Origin of the sequence: Kitasatospora sp. MY 5-36, from assembly GCF_001182915.1 — a bacterium.
GTDB lineage: Bacteria > Actinomycetota > Actinomycetes > Streptomycetales > Streptomycetaceae > Kitasatospora.
On sequence record NZ_LFVW01000189.1, the window covers coordinates 1 to 18,834 of the forward strand.

Here is an 18,834-nt window from a genome sequence, read left to right on the forward strand (position 1 = left end):
GCGCCCCGCGCCGTCGTGCCGTCAGGGTGCGGGCCCGCGTCCGCCGCCGCGCCTCCCCAGGGCCGGCGTGCCGCGCGGCTGCCCATGGACGCCGACGGTGCCGCGCTACGCGGTGCCGCTCCCCGCCTTCCCCTCGGGACCTTCCCATGCCTGACTTCGACGGCGCACCGGCTCCGGCCGGCGCCACCGTCCCGCCGTTCCCGCTCCCCCGGACGCGCCCGCCCCGCCGGGCACACCCACCGCGCCTAGCGCTCGACGGACCGCGGTCCGTCCGGAGCACGGCCTTCGGGGCCGCCCTCGCCCAGCCGGGCCAGCAGCCGGGCCGACCACTCGGGCGAGGGCCCGTCGGTGGCGCCCGCCCGCACCCGGCCGTGCAGCTGCTCGGCCCTGGCCAGCCACTCCCGGCAGCTGGCGCAGCGCGCGACGTGCTTGTCCAGCCGTACCTCCGGCAGACCGCTCGGTTCGCCGTCGAGCCGGGCGGACAGAGCGGTACGGAACTGCGCGCATCTCATACGACCATCGTCCCGCATGGCCGTGCCGCCGGGACCGGCCGGGCAGGGGGCCGCCGTGGATGACGAGCAGCTCACCGCACTGGCACTGACCGCCCGCTCCGGACGGGCGGCCGACGTCGAGGCCTTCGTCCGGGCGACCCAGCGGGACGTCTGGCGCTTCGTCGCCCACCTGACCGACGTGCAGTCCGCCGACGACCTCGCCCAGGAGACCTTCCTGCGCGCACTGCGCGGCCTGCCCGCGTTCGCGGGGCGCTCCTCCGCCCGCACCTGGCTGCTGTCGATCGCCCGGCGGACGGTGATCGACCGGTACCGGATGGCCGCCGCCCGGCCGCGCTGCGCGGCCCTGCCGGACTGGCAGGAGGCGGCGGAGCGGCAGGGCGGCGCACCGACGGCCGGGTTCGAGGACGGCGTCGCGCTCGGCGACCTGCTCGACCGGGTGCCCGCCCAGCGGCGCGAGGCCTTCGTGCTGACGCAGGTGGTCGGCCTGAGCTACGCCGAGGCGGCCGAGGTCGCCGGTTGCCCCGTCGGGACCGTCCGCTCCCGGGTCGCCCGGGCGCGGGAGGAGCTGGTGGCACGCCTGCGCGCCGCCGAGGCCGGGGAGCTCGCGACCGCCTGCTGAGCGGCGGGCGGGCGGCGGGCAGCGGGCAGCGGCGGACAACTGACAGCGAACAGATAACAGATTTCGAAATCTGTTATCTGTTCGCTGAAAGCTGTCGTCTGTCAGCTGTCCGTTGTCCGTTGCCAGCCGTCGACTGCCGGCTGCCGAGAAGAAATCCCCCAAGTGTTCGGAACCGGAGCCCCCTCGCCACCGACTGCTGTACCGGACCCCGCCGCCGAGGCGGCGTCCGATCCAGCAGCACGGGAGACGGAGGGACTTCATGACGGCGCAACCAATCCCGACCGCCTCATCTCTGACGGGGCGTCAGCAGCAACCGGCGGACCGCTGGAGCCTGGTCGTCGCCGCGGGACTGCTGTCCTTCGTCGCGATGCTCGACATGAACGTGGTCAACCTCGCGCTCACCGACATCTCGGCCGGCCTGCACGTCTCCCCCGGGGTCGCCCAGTGGGCCGTCCTCGGGTACCAACTCCCGCTCGTCGCCCTGCTGTTGCCCGCCGGGCGCTGGCTGGACCAGGTCGGCACCCGCTCGGCCCTGCTGCTCGCGGTCGGCTGCTTCGCCCTGTGCAGCGTGCTGGCCGCCTGCGCCCCCTGGGCCGGTTGGCTGATCGCGGCCCGGCTGTTCCAGGGCGCCTTCGGGGCCGTGCTCTTCGTCCTGATGCCGGTGCTCGCCGCGACCTCCGTCCGGCCCGAGCTGCGCGGCCGGGCGATGAGCGTGCCCGCGACGCTCGGTCCGCTCGGCGCCGTCACCGGGCCGGTGATCGGCGGTCTGCTGCTGGACCACCTGGGCTGGCGGGCGATCTTCCTGGTGAAACTGCCGGTCTGCCTGGCCGCCGTGCTGATCGTGCGGCGCCACGCCCCGCGCCGAGGCGGACTGCGGCCGCCCGACCGGTCCTCGCTCGGCGACGCCGCGCTGATCGGCGCCGCCGTGGCCGCCGTCCTGCTCGGGCTCACCCTGGCCCCGAAGTCCGCGCTGTGGCTGCTGCTCGTCCTGCCCGCCGTTCCGCTGGTGCTGCTCTGGCTGCGCCGCCCGGGCGGCCGACCGGTGGCCGAGGTGCTGCGGGCCGCCGGGACCGCCGGGGTCAACGCCTCCGTGCTGGCGCTCGCCGCCGGCTTCGCGGCCTGCCACTACCTGCTCGCCCAGCACCTGCGCGGCCCTCGGGGCGAGAGCGCCACCGCCACCGCGCTCACCATGCTGGCGTTCCCGCTCGGCATGGTGCTGGCCGGCCGGGTCGGCGGCCGGCTGGCCGACCGCTGGGGCGCCCGCCCGACCGCGCTCACCGGCGCCGCCGTCACCACCCTCGGCCTGGCCCTGCTCGTCCCGCTGGACACCGGCTGGTCCGCCCCCGAGATCGCCGCGCGACTCGCCCTCGCCGGTGCCGGGATGGGCCTCAACGGCGGCCCCACCCAGGCCCTGGTGATGTCCGCCTCCCCACCCGGGAAGCTCGCCACCGCCGGCTCCGCCGTCCAACTCGCCCGCAGCCTCGGCTTCGCGCTCGGCCCGGCCCTCGCGACCGCCACCGCCCTGGCCGGGGCCCGCGACACCACCGGGACCCGGGCCGGAATCGCCCTGGCCGCCCTCGTCGCGGCCACCGCCGTCGCGCTGCTCGCCCTGCACCGCCGCCCCAGGCCCTGACCGCCCCACCCCGCACTGCACCGCACCGCGCCGCACCCGCCCGAGCGCACCCCACCACCACCCCCTCCCCACCGAAGGACCGCTTCAGATGACCGACACGATCCCCGACCCGGCCGCCACCGACGACGCCCCGCGCTGCCCGTACGGGTACGACCGGCTGCCCTCCCCCGTCCCGCTGTACGGTCCCGCGTACAAGCGCGACCCGTACCCGCTCTACCAGCGGATGCGCGAGGCCGGGCCGGTGCACCGGGTGGAGTTCCCCAGCGGCATCCACGCCTGGCTGGTCACCGGCTACCGGGCCGCCCACGCGGCCCTCAACGACCCCCGCCTCGGGAAGAACCACAGCCTCGGCAACGACAACTGGCGCCGGCTCGCGTCGATCATGCCCGAGCCCCAGCACTCGCAGCTCCAGGTCCACCTGCTCCACCAGGACCCGCCCAAGCACACCTCGATGCGCCGGCTCGTGCTCGACGCCTTCGCCCCGCGCCGGGTGGAGTCGCTGCGCCCCCGGTTCCAGGAGCTGGCCGACGCCCTGGTGGACGAGCTGCCGGAGTCCGGCGGCGCGGACCTGGTGGCCGGCTTCGCGGCCCACTACCCCTTCCGGGCGCTCGCCGAAGTCATCGGCCTGCCGCCCGAGTTGGCGGACCGCTTCGACCGGGACTGGGGCAAGGTGGTCCAGCCGGTCGGCCCGCAGGACCCCGGCCGCCCGGCGTACGAGGCCCGGCTGCGCGGCCTCCAGACGTACATCGCCGACGTCGTCGTCCGAAAGCGCGCCGACTGCCGCGAACCCGGCTGGGCGGCACAGGAGGACCTGCTGGGCCGGCTCGTCGCCGCCCATGACGCGGGCGAGTTGAGCCGCGCGGAGCTGGACTCGATGGTGTTCCAGCTGCTGGTCGCCGGGCAGGAGCCGGTCACCAACCAGATCACCACCATGCTGGTCACCCTGCTGCGCCACCCCGAGCAGCTCGCCCGGCTGCGCGAGGGCGTCGACGAGCCCGGCCGGCTCGCCCGGGCGGTGGAGGAACTGCTGCGCCACGACGCCGCGTTCGAGCTCACCACCTGGCGGTTCTTCGCCGAGGACAGCGACCTGTTCGGCACCACCGTCCCGGCCGGCGACTCGGTGATCGTCTCGCTCTGCGCCGCCAACCGCGACGACGCGCAGTTCCCCGAGCCCGACCGCCTCGACCTCGACCGCACGCCCAACGCCCACCTGGCCTTCGGCCACGGCATCCACTACTGCCCCGGCGCCGCGCTGGCCCGGGCCGAACTCCAGGTCGCCCTCGCCACCCTGCTCACCCGGCTGCCCGGGCTGCGTCCGGCCGAGGCGCCCGGCGACGGCCTGGCGGACCTGGCCTGGGTCCCCGCCGTCCTGGCCCGCGGGGTGAACCGGCTGCCGGTCGCCTACGACCACCGCCGCTGACCCCCGGGCGCACCGCGCCCCGGCTCCGACCGTCCGGCTCCGCCCGCCCGGAGCCCGAAACCCGTACCGCACTGCCTTTCGTGGAGGACCCACCATGCCGCCCGTCGGCACCGCCCCTGCCGTCATCACCCCCGACGCCCTCACCACTGCCACCAGCGCCCCCGACACCAGCACCCCCGACACCGGCACCACCGCCGCCGCCCTCGCCGCCCGCGTCCTCGGCCTGCTGCTGCCGCACCGCCGCGCCGCGGACCCGGAGTTCGACGCCCGGCCGGAGCACTTCCCGCTCCAGCTGGCCCAGTTGGCGGACTTCATCGCCGCCGGCGAACCGATCGTCCTGACCCTGCCCGGCTTCCCCTGCAAGTCGCCGAACCCCGCGAAGGTGCTCGGCCACCTGCCCGACGAGGGCGAACGGCTGTCGCTGACCTTCCTCGACGGCCTGTGCGCCGAGATCGGCCGCCTGCACGCACCCGGTGCGCGCATCCTGATCTGCTCGGACGGGCACATCTTCGGCGACCTGATCAACGTCCCGGACGACCATATAGACGCCTACTCGGACGCCCTGACCGCCATGATCGCCCGCGAGGGCCTGGCCCACCTCGACACCTTCGACCTGCGGGCCGTCCTCGGCGACCTCCCGTACGACGAGAAGCGCGCCCGGGTGCACGCCCGGTACGCGCCGAGCGTCGAGGAGTTGCGCGAGCAGGTGCTGACCGAGGAGGAGACCCTGCGGCTCTATCGGGGCATCACCCGCTTCCTCACCGAGGACACCGTCGGCTTCACCGGCACCCGCTCCGCCCTCCAGCGGGAGTGCCGCCGCCGCGCCTACGGCGTGATCCAGCGCAGCCGCGCCTGGGGCGAGTTGATCGCCGAACACCACCCGCGCGCCGTCCGGCTCTCCATCCACCCGCAGCCGGCCGGGGCGTCCAAGTTCGGCATCCGGCTGCTGGCGGCGGCCGACTCCTGGACCACCCCCTGGCACTCCACCGTTCTCCACCGCGCCGACGGCCGGCGGGAGTTGCTGCGCAGTGACGAGGCCGCCCGGCTCGGCCGACTGGTCCTGCGGGACGGCCGGCCGAGCCACTACGAGTCCCGCTAGGCCGCGACCCCGTACGGGAAGGGACGGAACACCTAGCGCCCCGGCGCGGCGGCCTCCGCCTCCGCCTCCGCCGCCGCTGCCGGGGCGCGGTGGTCGAAGGCGATCAACGGGTCGCCGGTGAGCGGGTGTTCGACCACCGCGGCCCGCACCCCGAAGACCTCGGCCAGCAGCTCGGCGGTCAGCACCTCGCGCGGCGTCCCGGAGGCCACCAGGGCGCCGCGGTGCAGGACGTGCAGCCGGTCGCAGACCGAGGCGGCGGCGTTGAGGTCGTGCAGGGCCACCAGGGTGGTGCGGCGCTGCTCCCGGAGCAGGGCGAGCAGTTCGACCTGGTGCCGGACGTCCAGGTGGTTGGTCGGCTCGTCCAGCACCAGGACGTCCGGCTGCTGGGCGAGCGCCCGGGCCAGCAGCACCCGTTGCCGTTCCCCGCCGGACAGTTGGGCGAACCGGCGGCCGGCGGCCCCGGCCATGCCGACCCGGGCCAGCGCCTCGGCCGTGATCCGGCGGTCCTCGGCGTCGTCGGCCGCGAAGGCCCGCTTGTAGGGCGTGCGGCCCATCGCGACCACCTCGCGGACGCTCAACTCGAAGTCCCCGCCGCGCTCCTGGGGCAGCGCCCCGATGTGCCGGGCGGACTCGGCGGGCCGTAGCTCCGCCAGGTCCCGCCCGGCCAGCAGCACCCGCCCGGCGTTGGGCCGCAGGTGCCGGTAGACGGTGCGCAGCAGGCTGGACTTGCCGCTGCCGTTGGGTCCGACCAGTCCGGCGATCTCCCCCTCCTCGGCGATCAGGTTGGCCCCGGCCAGCACCGTCCGGCCGGCCAGGGCGACACTCAGGTCCTCGACGGCGATCCTCAACTGCGCTCCAGTCGTCGGTCCAGCAGGTAGAGCAGGGTGGGGGCGCCGAGGACGGCGGTGACCACGCCGATCGGCAGTTCCTGGCCGTCCAGGGCGGTGCGGGCCACCGTGTCGACGACGACCAGCAGCAGCGCCCCGGTGAGCGCGGACAGCGGCAGCAGCCGCCGGTGGTCGGCGCCGACCAGCAGCCGGCACACGTGCGGCACCATCAGCCCGACGAAGCCGATCGCCCCGGAGACGGCGACCAGCACCCCGGTGAGCACACTGGTGACGACGAAGACCTCGCGGCGCAGCCGGGCGACGTCCACGCCGAGCCCGGCGGCCGTCTCGTCACCCATCAGCATCGCGTTGAGCCCCCGGGCGCGGGCCTGGAGCAGGGCCAGTCCGAGCGCCACCGCGACGGCCGGGACGGCGAGTTGGGCCCAGACGGCGCCGCCGAGGCTGCCCATCAGCCAGAACAGCACGCCCCTGGTCTGCTGCTCGTCGCGGGTCTGCAGGACCAGGTAGCTGGTGATGCCGCCGAGGAACTGGGCGATGCCGATGCCCGCGAGGACCAGGCGCAGCGGGGAGAAGCCGCCACCGCGCCGGGCCATCAGCCAGACCAGCGAGAACGCGGCGAGCGCGCCGGCGAACGCCGCCAGGGAGACGGTGAGGCCGAGCGCGCTGCCGAAGGAGAGCTGGAGCCCGAGGGTGGTGCCGAGGACGATCGCGGCGACCGCGCCGAGCGAGGCCCCGGAGGAGATGCCGAGCAGGTACGGGTCGGCGAGCGGGTTGCGGACCAGGGCCTGCACGGCGGTGCCGACCAGGCCGAGCCCGGCGCCCACCACGGCCGCCAACAGGGCACGGGGGACGCGCAGTTGCCAGACGATGAGATCACGGGTGCCTGGCTCCGGGGCCCGGCCGGTGAGCCGGCGGGCGACCACCGACCAGACCTCGGCGGCCGGGACGTCCACCGAGCCGAGCGAGACGGCGGCGGTCAGCGCGAGCACCAGGGCGACGACGAGGACGGCGGCCAGCGGCCCGGCCCGCAGGATGCGGGCCGGGCGGACTTCGCCGCGCTCCTTCCGAGCGGTGGCCGACGTCACCGGCTACTGCCCGTTCTTGGCGAGGTCGGGGGCCTTGACGAGGTCAGGGTGGACGGTCGCGGCGATCTGCCGGACGGCGTCGGCGTTGCGCACCCCCGCGATGGTCGTCACCTCGGAGCCGAGCCGGACGAAGTGCCCCTCCTGGACGGCCTTCAGGCCCTGGGTCGCGGGAAAGCCCTTCAGGAAGGCCTCGGCCTCGTCGAAGGCCTTGCGGGTGGCCTCCTCGCTGCCCCGGTTGCGCACGGCCAGCTGGATCCAGTCCGGGTTCTTGGCGACCACGTCCTCCCAGGAGCCGGGCTTGAAGTCGGCGTCGCAGTCGGCGAACACGTTGCGCGCCCCGGCCTGGGTGATCACGGCGTTGGCGACCTGCCGGCCGCAGACCGCCACCGGCTGCTTGGTGCCGGCGTCGAAGTCGAAGACGAAGTAGCTCGGCCGCTGCCCCTCCGGCACGGCGGCGAGCGCGGTGCGGACCTCGCCGAGCTGCTTCTCCATCCCCGCGACCAGCTCCTCCGCCCGCGCGGCCGTGCCGGTGACGGCGCCGAGCCGGCGGACGTCCTCCTCGATCCCGGCCAGGTCGGTGCGCGGCGCCTTGGCGGCCTTCGGCGTCCCGGCGCAGGCGGTGGAGAGCAGGTACACGTGCTGGATGCCGGCCGCCGCGTACTCCTCCTCGCTCGGCCCGGTGGCGCCGCCGCCCATCATCGGCATCGCGCCGAAGGTGTCCACGTAGAGGTCGGCGCCGGAGCCGAGGAGCTTCTCCTTGGGGATGCTCTTGTCCCCGAGCACCGGCACCTTGGCGCCCTGCTCGGCGAGCGCGGCGGGCAGGGTGCCCTTGCCGGGCGGGAAGCCGGTGCCGATCACCCTTTCCCCCGCGCCGAGTCGGAGCAGCAGCTCCAGGCTGGAGGCGTTGCTGGTGACGATCCTGCCGGGCGCCTTGGCGATGGTGGTCTCCTTGCCCGCGCAGTCGGCGACCGTGACGGGGAAGCCACCGCCGGCGTCGGGCCGGACGGTGACGGAGGCGCTCGACCCGCCCCCGGTCCCGCTTCCGCAGGCCGTGGCGAACAGGGCGACGGCGGCCGCGATTCCGCAGACGACACGAGGGCGCATGACAACTCTCCTGGTCGGTGATGGTGCTCGGTGACGGTCCCGGGTGACCGGGCTCGGTCCTGGCACCGGGTGGTCGTACTGAGGGCCCGTGCTGCGGACCCGGACCAGGTAGTCGGACGGCCCGGGCGATGGGTTCCCGGCGGTTGGTCTCCGGCGATGCGCGGCCGGCAACGGGTTCCCGGCAGTGGGTCTCCGGTGCCGCGCGCGGCCGGTCGCCGTCCGCACGCCCCCTCGCCGGAGGCCGGACGTAGGCTGACCGGATGGCCGACCCCACCGCCCCGCGCGACGACCTCGACCTCCCCGTCCGGCTCGGACCGCGCCCGCCCCGCCGGGTGGTCTCGCTGGTGCCGTCACTGACCGAAGCGGTCGCCGCCACCGCACCCGGCCTGCTGGTCGGCGCCACCGACTGGTGCAGCCACCCCGCCGACCTGTCCGTCACCCGGATCGGCGGCACCAAGAACCCGGACGTCCCGCGCATCCTCGCGCTCGCGCCCGACCTCGTCCTCGCCAACGACGAGGAGAACCGGCGCCCCGACCTGGACGCGCTGCGGGCGGCCGGCGTCCCGGTCTGGGTCACCGACATCCGCACCCTGGACGACGCCTTCCGCTCCCTGCACCGGCTGCTGACCACCGCCTGCGGGCTGCCCCGGCCCGCCTGGCTGGACGAGGCGGAGGCCGCCTGGGCCTCCGTCGGGAGCGACGGCGCGCCCCCGGAGGCCGACGGCCCCCGGACCGTCGTCCCGATCTGGCGCCGCCCGTGGATGGTCCTCGGCCGCGACACCTTCGCCGGGGACCTGCTGCGCCGCCTGGGCCTGCGACTCGTCCACGCCGACCACCCCGAGCGCTACCCGGCCGTTCCACTGCCAGAACTGCTCGCCTGCCGACCGGAGTTGGTGGTCCTGCCGGACGAGCCGTACCGCTTCACCGCCGAGGACGGCCCGGAGGCGTTCCCGGGCACACCGGCGGCACTGGTCAGCGGACGGCACCTGACCTGGTACGGACCGTCGCTGGTGACCGCCCCGGCCGTACTGCGGCACGCCCTCGACCACCCCCTCGGTCCGGGCGGTCCGGGCAGTCCGGACGCCTCGTAGGACGACCGCCCGTGACACCTGGGGACCGGCGTACGTCGCCATAGGGCGCCCCGGAACACGACAGGGCCCGGGACGCGTGCTCGCGTCCCGGGCCCTCGGCCTGTGTGGCCGTACGTCGTCAGCCGCGCGCGGCGGCCACGGCGGCGCCCAGCGCCTCCTTGATCCGGGGGCCGAGACGGGCGAAGCCCAGCTCCTTCATGGCCGCCCGCAGCAGCTCCTCATCGGTCCGCTCGGCACCGTCGCCGTCCACCCACCGCACGACGGCGAGCAGCTCGTCGGCGGAGTAGGCGGTCACGGGGCGGCCGGGCGTGAAGTCCGGCTTCGCGGGACGGGCGTCGGCCTCGGGCTCGGCGGCGGGCACCTCGACGGCGGCGACGGGCTCGGGCTTGGCCTCGGCTTCGACGACCGGCTCCTCGGCAGCGGAGACGGGCTCGGGCTCGGGCTCGGGCTCGACGGCGGGCACCTCGACCTCAACCGCAGGCGCCTCCACGGCAGCCTCGGGCTCGGCCACCGGCTCCGCCACCTCTTCGGCCACAGCCTCGGCCTCGGCGACGGGCTCCTCGACAACGCTCTCGGGCTCGGGCTCGGCCTCAACCACAGTCTCGGCCTCAACCGCAGGAACGGCGGCCGGCTCCTCGACGGCGGGCTCCGCCACAACGGCCTCGGCCTCGACCACAGGCTCGACCTCGGCCTCGACCGTCTCCGCCTCAACGGCAGTCACGGTGGCCGACTCCTCGGCGGCGGGCTCCACCACAACGGCCTCGACGACCGCCTCGACCGTAGCCTCAGCGACGACCGCCTCGACCTCAACCGCAGGCTCATCAGCCTCCACGGCCGACGCCTCGACAGCGGGCTCCACCGCAACGGCCTCGGGCTCGGCCTCGACAACCGGCTCGGCCACAACCTCGGCGTCGACGGCAATCTCAGCGGCCTCGACAACCGGCTCCTCGACCGCGACCTCGACCGCGGTCTCCTTGACCTCGACGACCTCGGCGACCAGGGCAGCCTCCGGCTCCGTGTCCGCCGTCGTCTCGTCCGCGGCCGCGGCCTCGGCCAGGGCGACGGTCGCGGCGGCCACCAGGTCGTCGGCCGCCGGGGAGGGCGCCGGGAGGGAGACCACAGCGGCCGGGGTCTCCTCCTCGGCCTGCGCCGCCGCCGGCTCGTCGTCAGCGGCAACCGCGTCCGACGCCGGTTCGGCCTCGATCTCGACCTCGGCCTTGGTCTCGGTCTCGGTCTCTTCCTTGGTCTCGGCCTCAGCCTCGGCCACCGCAGTCGCAGTCGCCGCAGCGGTCTCCTCGGTGTCCTCCACCGGAGCCGTCACCGCGGCCGGGGTCTCTTCCACGAGCCCGTCCCGCTGTCCACCGGCCAGCGCCTGCAGGGCAGCCGCCTCGGCGTCGGCCCGGTCGGTCGGCTCCTCGGTCCCGGGCTCCTCGACCGCAGCCTCCTCCGCACCGGTCGCACCGTCGATGTCGACAGCGGCATCGGCCTCGGCCTCGGCCTCGGCCACAGCACCGGCAGCGTCCTCGGCACCCGGCTCCTCGACCGGCGCCGCCTCGACAGCAGCGGCGCTCTTCTCCGCCAGCCCGTCCCGCTGCCCGCTCGCCAGCGCCTGGCGGGCCGTGTACGCGGCCTCGGCGGCGCGGCGGTCGGCCTTGGCGGTGGCGAGTTCGGCGAGCAGGTCGGCGAGGCCGGCCTCCTCGAGGCCGGCGCGCAGGCCGCGGATGGTGGGCAGGCGGTAGAGGGTGCCCTCGTCGGCGGCGAGGCGCTCGACCAGGTCGATCAGCTCGGCGAAGGGCAGCCCGTCGAGGTCGTGGTCGGGCAGCAGGCGGGCGAGGCCGCGCAGGCCGGTGTTGATCGTCTCGAAGGCCTGGGCGGTGCGGTCGACCAGGGCGCCGTCGGTGGGCACTCGCGGGAGGGTGCCGGCCGGGGCGAGCGCGGCCCAGGCGCGGCGCTCGATCTCGGCGGAGGTGAGGGCCTCGTGCAGGTCCTCGCGGCGGATGCGGCGGTCGGTGGCGAGCGCGACGGCCTGCTTGCGCAGCGAGCGGCCGCGCAGCCAGGAGAGCTTGACGCCGTTCTCGCGGCGCCAGGTGCTGTCGGCGGTGGCGGCGGCGAGGGCGCCGAGGTCGGCGTCGTACGCGGCGGGGAAGAGGGCCGCGGAGGTGCGGTGCACCCGCTGGAGCATCTCGACCAGCAGCGCGGTCTTGGCGACGGTGTCGGGCTCGTCCAGCTTGGTGTCGGCGGCGAGGGAGAGGACGGCCTCCCAGGTCTGCTGGAGGTCGCTGCCGCGCAGTTCGGCGAGGGCCGTGGAGGCCGCGCGGGCGTCCTCGGGGGTGGCGACGGTGTCGACGGCCGCGTACCAGGCGTGGGTCTCGGCGGTGAGCGTGAAGGCCCCGAGCTCGGCGTAGCGGCCGAGGTCCTCGCGGAGGTCGGGCTCCGCGGCGGCGTCCTGGGGGTCCTTGACGTCTGCGGCGTCGGCGACGTCCGCCGGGTCGGCTGCGTCGGCGTTGCGCGAGTGAAGCACTGTCATGTGAGGTCCGGTTCTGGGCGTCGACGGCGGGGCTGGCGGCGAGGGGGCGGCGGACCGGGTGCGCGGGGTCGCCCCTGGGGCGGGGCTAGGGGGCGCGCGGTCGGGCTGCCGGTGTGGACGCCCAGAATACGGGTGCCCGTTCGAGCCTTGCCCGCACCCACCGCCCGGACGGGCGGGTGTCGTGTGCCATACCGCCCGCCTGGCCGCCACTCGGGCGGTCCGACCGGGTGGTCCGGCGCCGCTCCGGAGCTGGTCCGCAAGTGGCCCGGCATTGGTCCGGACGGGTGTCTCCGCTGCTCACGGCTCCACACCGCCGGCCCTCATCCCGCGCCCTCCCGCCGCTCTCCACCGGACGGCCCGGGCCGCCGGTCCGGCCGCATGTCCCGTCGCCTGCCGGGCCGACGGAACCGCTCCAGCGGTACGTCCCGTACGCCGCGTCCCCGTGCCGGTCCCCGTCGGCCGAGCGGCGGCCGGTACCCGGCCCGGCCGACGGCGTGCAGATCGACCGGAGCGAGGTACTCGCCGAGCGCGGTGCGGTGCCACCACGCGCCGGTTTCCCGCAGTTCGCGCCAATCGGTGAACCGGTAGAGGTAGAGGGTCGCCCGGACGTGGGTCGGCGGGGCGTCCGGGAACGGGTTGTGGCGCAGCAGGCGCAGGGTGGCCCGGTCGCCGGACAGCAGGCGGGTGACGAAGGGCAGGAACCAGGGGCGGGCGTAGGCGGGCGAGATGCCGGCGAACCACATCAGCCAGTCGAGCCGCAGGTGGTAGGGCGCGAACTGGCGCGGGAGCCGACGGACATCGCCCGGCTTGCCCTTGAAGCCGTACTCGCGCCAGACGGTGTGCGGGGTGAGCACGGCCTCGTCGGTGCCCTCGACCACCACCTCCTGGCGGAGCCGGTTGACGCTGCCGAAGGCGCCGTAGGTGTTGACGAGGTGGAGCCGGTTGAAGGAGCGGTTCATGGCCTGGGCGCGGGAGAGCATGTTGCGCACCGGCCAGTAGCTGAGCACCACGACGGTGGTGGTCAACGCGATCACGAGCGCCTCGTACCAGAGCGGCGCGCCGGGGTACGCGCGGGCGTGGACGGGCAGGCCCAGGCGGGTCGGCTGCACGGCGGCGAGGACGAGGACGATGGTCAGCCAGTTGAGCCAGGCGAAGTTGCCGGAGGCGACCAGCCAGAACTGGGTGACGAGGACGGCGCAGGCCGCGTAGCTCGCGATCGGCTGCGGCAGCAGCAGGCCCACCGGTACGACGAGTTGGACGAAATGATTGGCGGCGGCCTCCACGCGGTGGACCGGGGCGGGCAGGTGGTGGAAGAACCAGCTGAGCGGTCCGGGCATCGGCTGGGTCTCGTGATGGAACCGGAGACAGGTCAGGTCCCGCCAGCAGCTGTCGCCGCGCAGCTTGATCAGTCCGGCGCCGAACTCGACCCGGAAGACCAGCCAACGCATCAACCACAGCACCAGGGTGGGCGGGGCGGTGTCGGCGTTGCCCAGGAAGGCCGCGAGGAAGCCGGCTTCGAGCAGCAGGGACTCCCAGCCGAAGGAGTACCAGGTCTGCCCGACGTTGACGATGGAGAGGTAGAGGACCCAGAGCACCGCCCACAGCAGGACGGACGCCCAGAGCGGGACGGCGTCGGCGAGCCCGCCCACCACCGCGGCGGCGAGGGCTGCGCCGCTCCAGGCGACAGCGGCGAAGAACCGGTCGCTGTAGTGGAGGTGGAACAGACCGGGGGATCGGCGGAACGGGACCCTGGCGGTGAACCGGGGCACCGGCAGCATGCCGTCGGCGCCGATCAGGGCGCGGAACTGCGCGGCGGCGGCCAGGAATCCGATCAGGTAGAGGGCGGCGAGCAGGCGTTGGACGAGCAGCCGGCTCAGCCAGTAGTCGGGGGCGGCGAACCAGTCCATGCGGCCCATGCCTACCACCCGGCACCCCGGGCGCGGGCCCGGTCGGGGCGGCGGCGCGGGGACGGTTCACCCGCTCGGCCCGGCGGAATCCCGGGGGGATCCCGCGGGCATCCCGGCGAACTCCCGATACCGGCCAGCACCGGACGGCACCGGACGATCTCGGACGGCACCGGAGGAACTCGGACGGGCCCGGGCGGTACCGCGCCGACACCATCGGCACCGCACCGACACCGTGGCGGGGTCCTCTCCACGGGGGTGAGAGGCGCCCCGCCACGGCGGTGGGCGGTCCGCACCGGCCGGGGTTCAGCCGGGCAGGACGGGACCGGCCTCGCCCGCGATGGCCGAGCGTCCGGGCACGGAGCCGCCGCTCTGCTGGAGCCGGTCGACGAGCAGGGCGGCCAGCGTGCCGAGCTCCTCCTCGGTGCGGGACTGGGCGGTGATGTCCATGCCGACGGTGAGGACGCCGTTGATCCGGCCGGTGAGCGCGGCCCGCAGCGGGGTGCAGGTGAAGCTGAAGACCTGCCGGCCGCGCTGGGCGTCCGGGCGGGCGGCCTGCATCCGGACGTTGTCGAGGACGGCGGTGCGACCGGTGCGGTACGCCTCCACGACGGTCTGTTCGAGGCCCGCAGCGCCGAGCTGCGGGTACGCGGCGCCGATCGTCCCGTACGCCGTCGGCGCGCCGAAGGTGTCGGCGTGCTGGGCATTGGCGTAGCGGATCTCCTGGCCCGGGCCCTCGGTGAGCAGGATGGGGTACGGCGAGCCGTCGAAGGCGGCGAACATCTCCTGGCGCTGGGCGAGCAGGCTGTCGCGCAGCCGGATCTCGGAGAGCAGCGCCTCGGCGAGGTGCTGGATGTCGCGCAGCCGCTCGCGCCCCCACTGCCGGGGTTCCCGGTCGAGCACGCAGACGGTGCCGATGACGGTGTTGGTGTCGTCGACGAGCGGGGCGCCGAGGTAGGCGCGGACGCCGAGTTCGTCCACCACCGGGTTCCCCGCGAACCGGGGGTAGGCGAGGATGTCGTCGAGGGCGAGGGGGGAGCGCTGGGCGACCACGTGCGGGCAGAAGCCGTGGCTCAGCGGCATCTCGCGGGTGGGGAGGTCGAAGGCGATGCCGCGTTCCGCCCAGGACGATCCGTCCTCGGCCGCGGCGTCGGCCGAACTTGGCGGAATGTATAGCCCCCGGAACATCTGGCGTTCGTCGTTGATGAAGTTGACCATCGCGATGGGAGCGCGCGTGATACTGGCTGCCAGGTGGGCGAAGCGGTCGAAGGCCTCGTCCGCGGACGGGTCGTTGAGCCCAAGGCCGCGCAGCCTGCGAGTTCGCGCGGACTCCCCGGAGGCACCCGGGAACTGGCCTTGAGTGCTCATCACATCTGTCATGGCGCACATGTAACCAGACATCAGAACGCCCGGGCGGGTCCGATCGACCGTTCTTCAGTCCTGCCGATGTCCTTCCGGAGTCCTTCCGGCGCCCGGCCGGAGCCGCACCGGAGCCTTGCCGATGGCTCGTCAAAACCGCATGTGGACGACCGGTCGACGGACCGTCACGGAAGCGAAGATCGATTCCCGCCCGGCGCCCGGACGAAACCCCTCCCGACGGGGACGGGCCGAATCGCGCCAATCCAAGATCGACTCTGGGATGCCCCGGTACCCCATACAACAATGAGCCCTGCCGAAGACACGGACGGTTCCCGTCGCCGGGACACCGTCCGGTGACGCATGCGCCGATCGCACCGGGGCGACCGGCCGACACCCCCGCACACCCACCGCCCCCCGTAGGGGTCGCCGGAGCGGCATCGACGGCACGGACGGAGGCACGGCACCACACGTATCGAGAGGACCGGAGCATGGCGATGGACTACTTCACCGACGACCGTCACGAGGGCCTTCGCGCCGAGGTCCGTGACTTCGCGGAGAAGGAGGTGCGTCCGCGGGTGGCCAGGATGGAGGCCGAGCGGACGATCGAGGTCGAGCTGGCCAGGGAGATCGCCCGGCAGGGCTGGATCGGCGTGACGATTCCCCGGGAGTTCGGCGGCCTCGGGCTGGGGCACGTCGCCAAGACCGTGATCATCGAGGAGCTGGCCCGGGTCAGCGGGGCCGCGGGCTCGATCGCGCAGGCCTCCCAGCTGGGCGTGGCCAAGGTCCTCCACTACGGCTCCCAGGCCCAACGCCGCACGTGGCTGCCGAAGTTCGCCTCCGGAGAGTGCCTGCCGACCATCGCCGTCACCGAGCCGGAGTCCGGCGGGCACGTGCTCGGGATGACCGGCACCGCGGTCCGCGACGGCGACGAGTACGTGCTCAACGGCCGCAAGTGGTTCGTCGGCAACTCCCACATCGGGGACGTGCACGGCGTGGTGCTGCGCACCGGCCAGGGCAGCCGGGGCCTGTCCGCCTTCCTGGTCGAGAGCGACCGCCCCGGGTTCCGGACCGGCTCCCCCGGCTCCCAGAGCGGGCTGCACGGCTTCAGCTTCGGCGAGATCATCCTGGAGGACTGCCGCATCCCGGCCGGAAACCGGCTCGGCCGGGAGGGGCGGGGACTGGACGTCGCCTACTCCTCCTCCACCCTCTACGGCCGGATCAACCTCGCCGCCGTCGCGCTCGGCATCCACACCGCGATCGTCGAGGACACCGTCCGGTTCGCCGAGGGGCGCGTCCTGTACGGTCGGCCGATCAACCAACTCCCGAACATCATGCTCAAGTTGGGTGAGATGCAGTCCCGGCTGATGACCGCCAGGCTCGCCGCCTACCACGCCTCCCACCTGCTCGACCACGGCCGCGCCTGCGACGCCGAGCTGATGAACGCCAAGCTCATCAACACCGAGTACGCGCTGGACTCCGCGCGCAACGCCATGGAGATCCACGCCGCCCGCGGCCTCCAGCCCGAGTTCCGTATCGAGCGCTACCTGCGGGACGCCACCCACGTCTACCCGCCGGCCGGCACCTCGGACGTCCAGCGGCTGCGGCTCGGGCAGTTCGCCTCGGGCACCTACGGCAAGCAGTGGTCGGCGGAGCTGTCCGAGCTGACCAGCTGGCCCTGGAGCGAACTCGCCGCCCAGCGGGAGGCCCACGTGGAGAAGCCGCCAGGCCTGGGCGGACGGGTGCTGCCGATGCCGCTGGCGGGCTGAGATCCCGCCCGCCGCGGCGCGACTTGACCTGTTCCTGCCGCATCCTTCCCGTGGCCGTCCCCGACCTCCGAGGACCGTCGGCCCGACCGGACCGAGGGCCGTGAGCTGCGGCTTCGCCCCGGCGGAGCGTCCGGCGCGGGCACCGTCGCGAGGCCATCGGCCTTGTGCGCAGAGCCAGTTGATATTGCGCCGACCGCACCACGGGCTGATAGCGTTCCGTGCCGTCGGCGGCCGTGCTGCACCCCGCCGGACCGGTGACACCACGTCACCGGCTCCGACGGATCCCGGCCCCGACTCCCTGCGACCCGGCCGCGCCGTACGGGTCGGCCCGCCGCTCGGACCCACCGGTCCGAACCGGCGCGCCGGTCCCGCGGCCAGGCCCCACGACCCGGTTCCAGGACCGGGTTCCACGACCCGGCCCCGCGGTCGGGTTCGACGGCCGGGTTCCACGACCCGGCCCCGCGACTCGGCCCTGCAGCAAGGAATCAGATGCCAGGCATACCGGCCCCCCGCACCGGCCACCGCGCCGGGCGGTCCGGCTCGCTCCGCAGCCCGCTCCTCGCCGCCGTGCTGGTCCCCAGCCTGGGCCTCGCCGCCGCCTGGGGCTACGCCGCCTACCTGCTGCGCGACTCCGGCCAGCGCACCGCGCTGCTGGCCGGCAGCGCGGTCGTCGCCGCGGTGGTACTGATCAGCCTGGTCCGCGGCATCCGGACCGCCTGGGCACTGTCCGCGCGGCTGTCCGAACTGCGGGCCGACACCATGGCGCTCGCCGAGCAGGAGATCCCCGAGGTGGTCGGGCGGCTGCGCGCCGGGGAGCAGGTGCCCGCCCCGGCCGCCTGGACACCCTCCCGACGGACCGGCGACGACGTCCAGCAGGCCTCGGAGGGCCTCGCCGCCGTCCGGCAGGCCGCGGTCGCCGCCATCGTCCACCAGGCCCAGGGCCGCGAGGGGACGAAGAAGGTCTTCCTCAACATCGCCCGGCGCACCCAGATCCTGATCCACCGGCAGATCAGCATGCTGGACGCGCTGGAACGCGAGCACGAGGACCCGGAACTGCTGCGCGAACTGTTCGCGGTCGACCACCTGGCCACCCGGATGCGGCGCAACGCCGAGAACCTCGTCATCCTCGGCGGCGACCTCCCCGCCCGGCGCTGGCGCAACGCCGTACCCGTGGTCAACGTGCTGCGCAGCGCCGTCTCGGAGACCGAGAGCTACTCCCGGGTCGTCGTCCGGGGCGTGCCGCGCGTCTCGCTCGGCGGGCAGGCCGTCGCCGACGTCATCCACCTGGTCGCCGAACTGATCGAGAACGGCACCACCTTCTCCCCGCCGTACACCCAGGTGCAGATCTCCGCGAAGGAGGTGCCCGAGGGCCTGGCGGTCGAGGTCGAGGACCGCGGACTCGGCATGACCGAGACGGAGTACCAGCGCCTCAACGCGTACCTGGCCGACCCGCCCGACCTGGACGTCTCCGCGCTCGGCGACGACCTGCGGCTCGGCCTGTTCGTCGTCGCGCACCTGGCCGCCCGGCACGACGTCCGGGTCACCCTGCACCCGTCCCCGTACGGCGGCACCCGGGCCGCGGTGCTGGTGCCCTCGGCGCTGCTGGAGCAGGCGGCGCAGTCGGCCGCGGTGTCCGGGCTGCCCTCGGGGGCCCGGATCACCCGGGCTCCGGTGACCGACGTGGGGGCAGAAGCGGGGGCGGGGGCGGACGCTGGGGCGGGGGTCGGGGGCGGCTCCGGGTCCGAAGCCCTCGGGCAGGAGCCGCCGGGTGCGACGGCCACAGGGCACGGTGGGCTGCCGGGCGGGAGCCAGGCGGGCCCGGGACCGTTCGGCGCCACGGGGGCCCCGGCCGTCCCCTACGGCGCGG

14 protein-coding genes are annotated in these 18,834 nt (G+C 74.8%); 7 read left to right on the forward strand and 7 right to left on the reverse strand.

The features are described from left to right. Nucleotides 1-245: 245 nt before the first annotated feature. Complete coding sequence (locus AE652_RS48140; protein WP_049651661.1) at nucleotides 246-512, reverse strand: zf-HC2 domain-containing protein; 267 nt, start codon at nucleotides 510-512, stop codon at nucleotides 246-248. A gap of 16 nt (nucleotides 513-528) precedes the next feature. On the opposite strand from AE652_RS48140, the gene AE652_RS13950 reads away from it, so the two are divergent. From AE652_RS13950 to AE652_RS13965, 4 genes are all read left to right on the forward strand, one after another. Next, nucleotides 529-1,131: a sigma-70 family RNA polymerase sigma factor gene (locus AE652_RS13950; protein ID WP_049651662.1), complete on the forward strand. Its 603-nt coding sequence runs from the start codon at nucleotides 529-531 to the stop codon at nucleotides 1,129-1,131. 259 nt (nucleotides 1,132-1,390) lie between these two features. Continuing rightward, nucleotides 1,391-2,764 (forward strand): MFS transporter, encoded by a 1,374-nt coding sequence (locus AE652_RS13955; protein ID WP_049651663.1) that lies wholly within the window; start codon nucleotides 1,391-1,393, stop codon nucleotides 2,762-2,764. Between the two features lie 88 nt (nucleotides 2,765-2,852). Further along, nucleotides 2,853-4,184, forward strand: a complete 1,332-nt coding sequence (locus AE652_RS13960) for a cytochrome P450 (RefSeq protein ID WP_082345712.1) — start codon at nucleotides 2,853-2,855, stop codon at nucleotides 4,182-4,184. Between the two features lie 94 nt (nucleotides 4,185-4,278). Next, nucleotides 4,279-5,283: an L-tyrosine/L-tryptophan isonitrile synthase family protein gene (locus tag AE652_RS13965; protein ID WP_082345713.1), complete on the forward strand. Its 1,005-nt coding sequence runs from the start codon at nucleotides 4,279-4,281 to the stop codon at nucleotides 5,281-5,283. A gap of 32 nt (nucleotides 5,284-5,315) precedes the next feature. Here AE652_RS13965 and AE652_RS13970 read toward each other — a convergent pair whose 3' ends face one another. The 3 genes from AE652_RS13970 to AE652_RS13980 are packed head-to-tail and all read right to left on the reverse strand — an operon-like array spanning nucleotide 5,316 to nucleotide 8,320. Continuing rightward, nucleotides 5,316-6,131, reverse strand: a complete 816-nt coding sequence (locus tag AE652_RS13970; RefSeq protein ID WP_049651664.1) for an ABC transporter ATP-binding protein — start codon at nucleotides 6,129-6,131, stop codon at nucleotides 5,316-5,318. Then, nucleotides 6,128-7,216, reverse strand: coding sequence for an iron ABC transporter permease (locus AE652_RS13975; protein ID WP_049651665.1), 1,089 nt, complete (start codon nucleotides 7,214-7,216; stop codon nucleotides 6,128-6,130). Before AE652_RS13975 ends, AE652_RS13970 begins: the two co-directional genes overlap by 4 nt. A 3-nt stretch (nucleotides 7,217-7,219) precedes the next feature. Then, nucleotides 7,220-8,320, reverse strand: a complete 1,101-nt coding sequence (locus AE652_RS13980; RefSeq protein WP_079272427.1) for an ABC transporter substrate-binding protein — start codon at nucleotides 8,318-8,320, stop codon at nucleotides 7,220-7,222. Between the two features lie 260 nt (nucleotides 8,321-8,580). Between AE652_RS13980 and AE652_RS13985 the strand changes: the two genes are divergently transcribed. Then, nucleotides 8,581-9,411: a helical backbone metal receptor gene (locus AE652_RS13985; RefSeq protein WP_082345714.1), complete on the forward strand. Its 831-nt coding sequence runs from the start codon at nucleotides 8,581-8,583 to the stop codon at nucleotides 9,409-9,411. A 118-nt stretch (nucleotides 9,412-9,529) separates the two neighbouring features. On the opposite strand, the gene AE652_RS49005 is transcribed toward AE652_RS13985, so the two are convergent. From AE652_RS49005 to AE652_RS43455, 3 genes are all read right to left on the reverse strand, one after another. Then, a complete protein-coding gene (locus AE652_RS49005; RefSeq protein WP_159028444.1) occupies nucleotides 9,530-11,938 on the reverse strand; it encodes a hypothetical protein in 2,409 nt (802 codons plus the stop codon). 320 nt (nucleotides 11,939-12,258) lie between these two features. Continuing rightward, nucleotides 12,259-13,845, reverse strand: a complete 1,587-nt coding sequence (locus AE652_RS13995) for a lipase maturation factor family protein (RefSeq protein ID WP_082345715.1) — start codon at nucleotides 13,843-13,845, stop codon at nucleotides 12,259-12,261. 303 nt (nucleotides 13,846-14,148) lie between these two features. Next, nucleotides 14,149-15,210: a GAF domain-containing protein gene (locus AE652_RS43455; protein ID WP_063780156.1), complete on the reverse strand. Its 1,062-nt coding sequence runs from the start codon at nucleotides 15,208-15,210 to the stop codon at nucleotides 14,149-14,151. A gap of 479 nt (nucleotides 15,211-15,689) precedes the next feature. On the opposite strand from AE652_RS43455, the gene AE652_RS14005 reads away from it, so the two are divergent. Both AE652_RS14005 and AE652_RS14010 read left to right on the forward strand, forming a co-directional pair. Beyond that, nucleotides 15,690-16,967, forward strand: coding sequence for an acyl-CoA dehydrogenase family protein (locus AE652_RS14005; RefSeq protein ID WP_063780157.1), 1,278 nt, complete (start codon nucleotides 15,690-15,692; stop codon nucleotides 16,965-16,967). 489 nt (nucleotides 16,968-17,456) lie between these two features. Further along, on the forward strand, nucleotides 17,457-18,834 hold a 1,378-nt coding region (locus tag AE652_RS14010; RefSeq protein ID WP_199823095.1), incomplete at its 3' end, for a sensor histidine kinase KdpD.

Excerpts from the sequence above, each read along its gene's own strand:
- AE652_RS48140 (WP_049651661.1), bottom strand. The coding sequence starts at position 512 with ATGAGATGCGCGCAGTTCCGTACCGCTCTGTCCGCCCGGCTCGACGGC.
- AE652_RS13950 (WP_049651662.1), top strand. The coding sequence starts at position 529 with ATGGCCGTGCCGCCGGGACCGGCCGGGCAGGGGGCCGCCGTGGATGAC.
- AE652_RS13955 (WP_049651663.1), top strand. The coding sequence starts at position 1,391 with ATGACGGCGCAACCAATCCCGACCGCCTCATCTCTGACGGGGCGTCAG.
- AE652_RS13960 (WP_082345712.1), top strand. The coding sequence starts at position 2,853 with ATGACCGACACGATCCCCGACCCGGCCGCCACCGACGACGCCCCGCGC.
- AE652_RS13965 (WP_082345713.1), top strand. The coding sequence starts at position 4,279 with ATGCCGCCCGTCGGCACCGCCCCTGCCGTCATCACCCCCGACGCCCTC.
- AE652_RS13980 (WP_079272427.1), bottom strand. The coding sequence starts at position 8,320 with ATGCGCCCTCGTGTCGTCTGCGGAATCGCGGCCGCCGTCGCCCTGTTC.
- AE652_RS13985 (WP_082345714.1), top strand. The coding sequence starts at position 8,581 with ATGGCCGACCCCACCGCCCCGCGCGACGACCTCGACCTCCCCGTCCGG.
- AE652_RS49005 (WP_159028444.1), bottom strand. The coding sequence starts at position 11,938 with ATGACAGTGCTTCACTCGCGCAACGCCGACGCAGCCGACCCGGCGGAC.
- AE652_RS13995 (WP_082345715.1), bottom strand. The coding sequence starts at position 13,845 with ATGGACTGGTTCGCCGCCCCCGACTACTGGCTGAGCCGGCTGCTCGTC.
- AE652_RS43455 (WP_063780156.1), bottom strand. The coding sequence starts at position 15,210 with ATGAGCACTCAAGGCCAGTTCCCGGGTGCCTCCGGGGAGTCCGCGCGA.
- AE652_RS14005 (WP_063780157.1), top strand. The coding sequence starts at position 15,690 with ATGGCGATGGACTACTTCACCGACGACCGTCACGAGGGCCTTCGCGCC.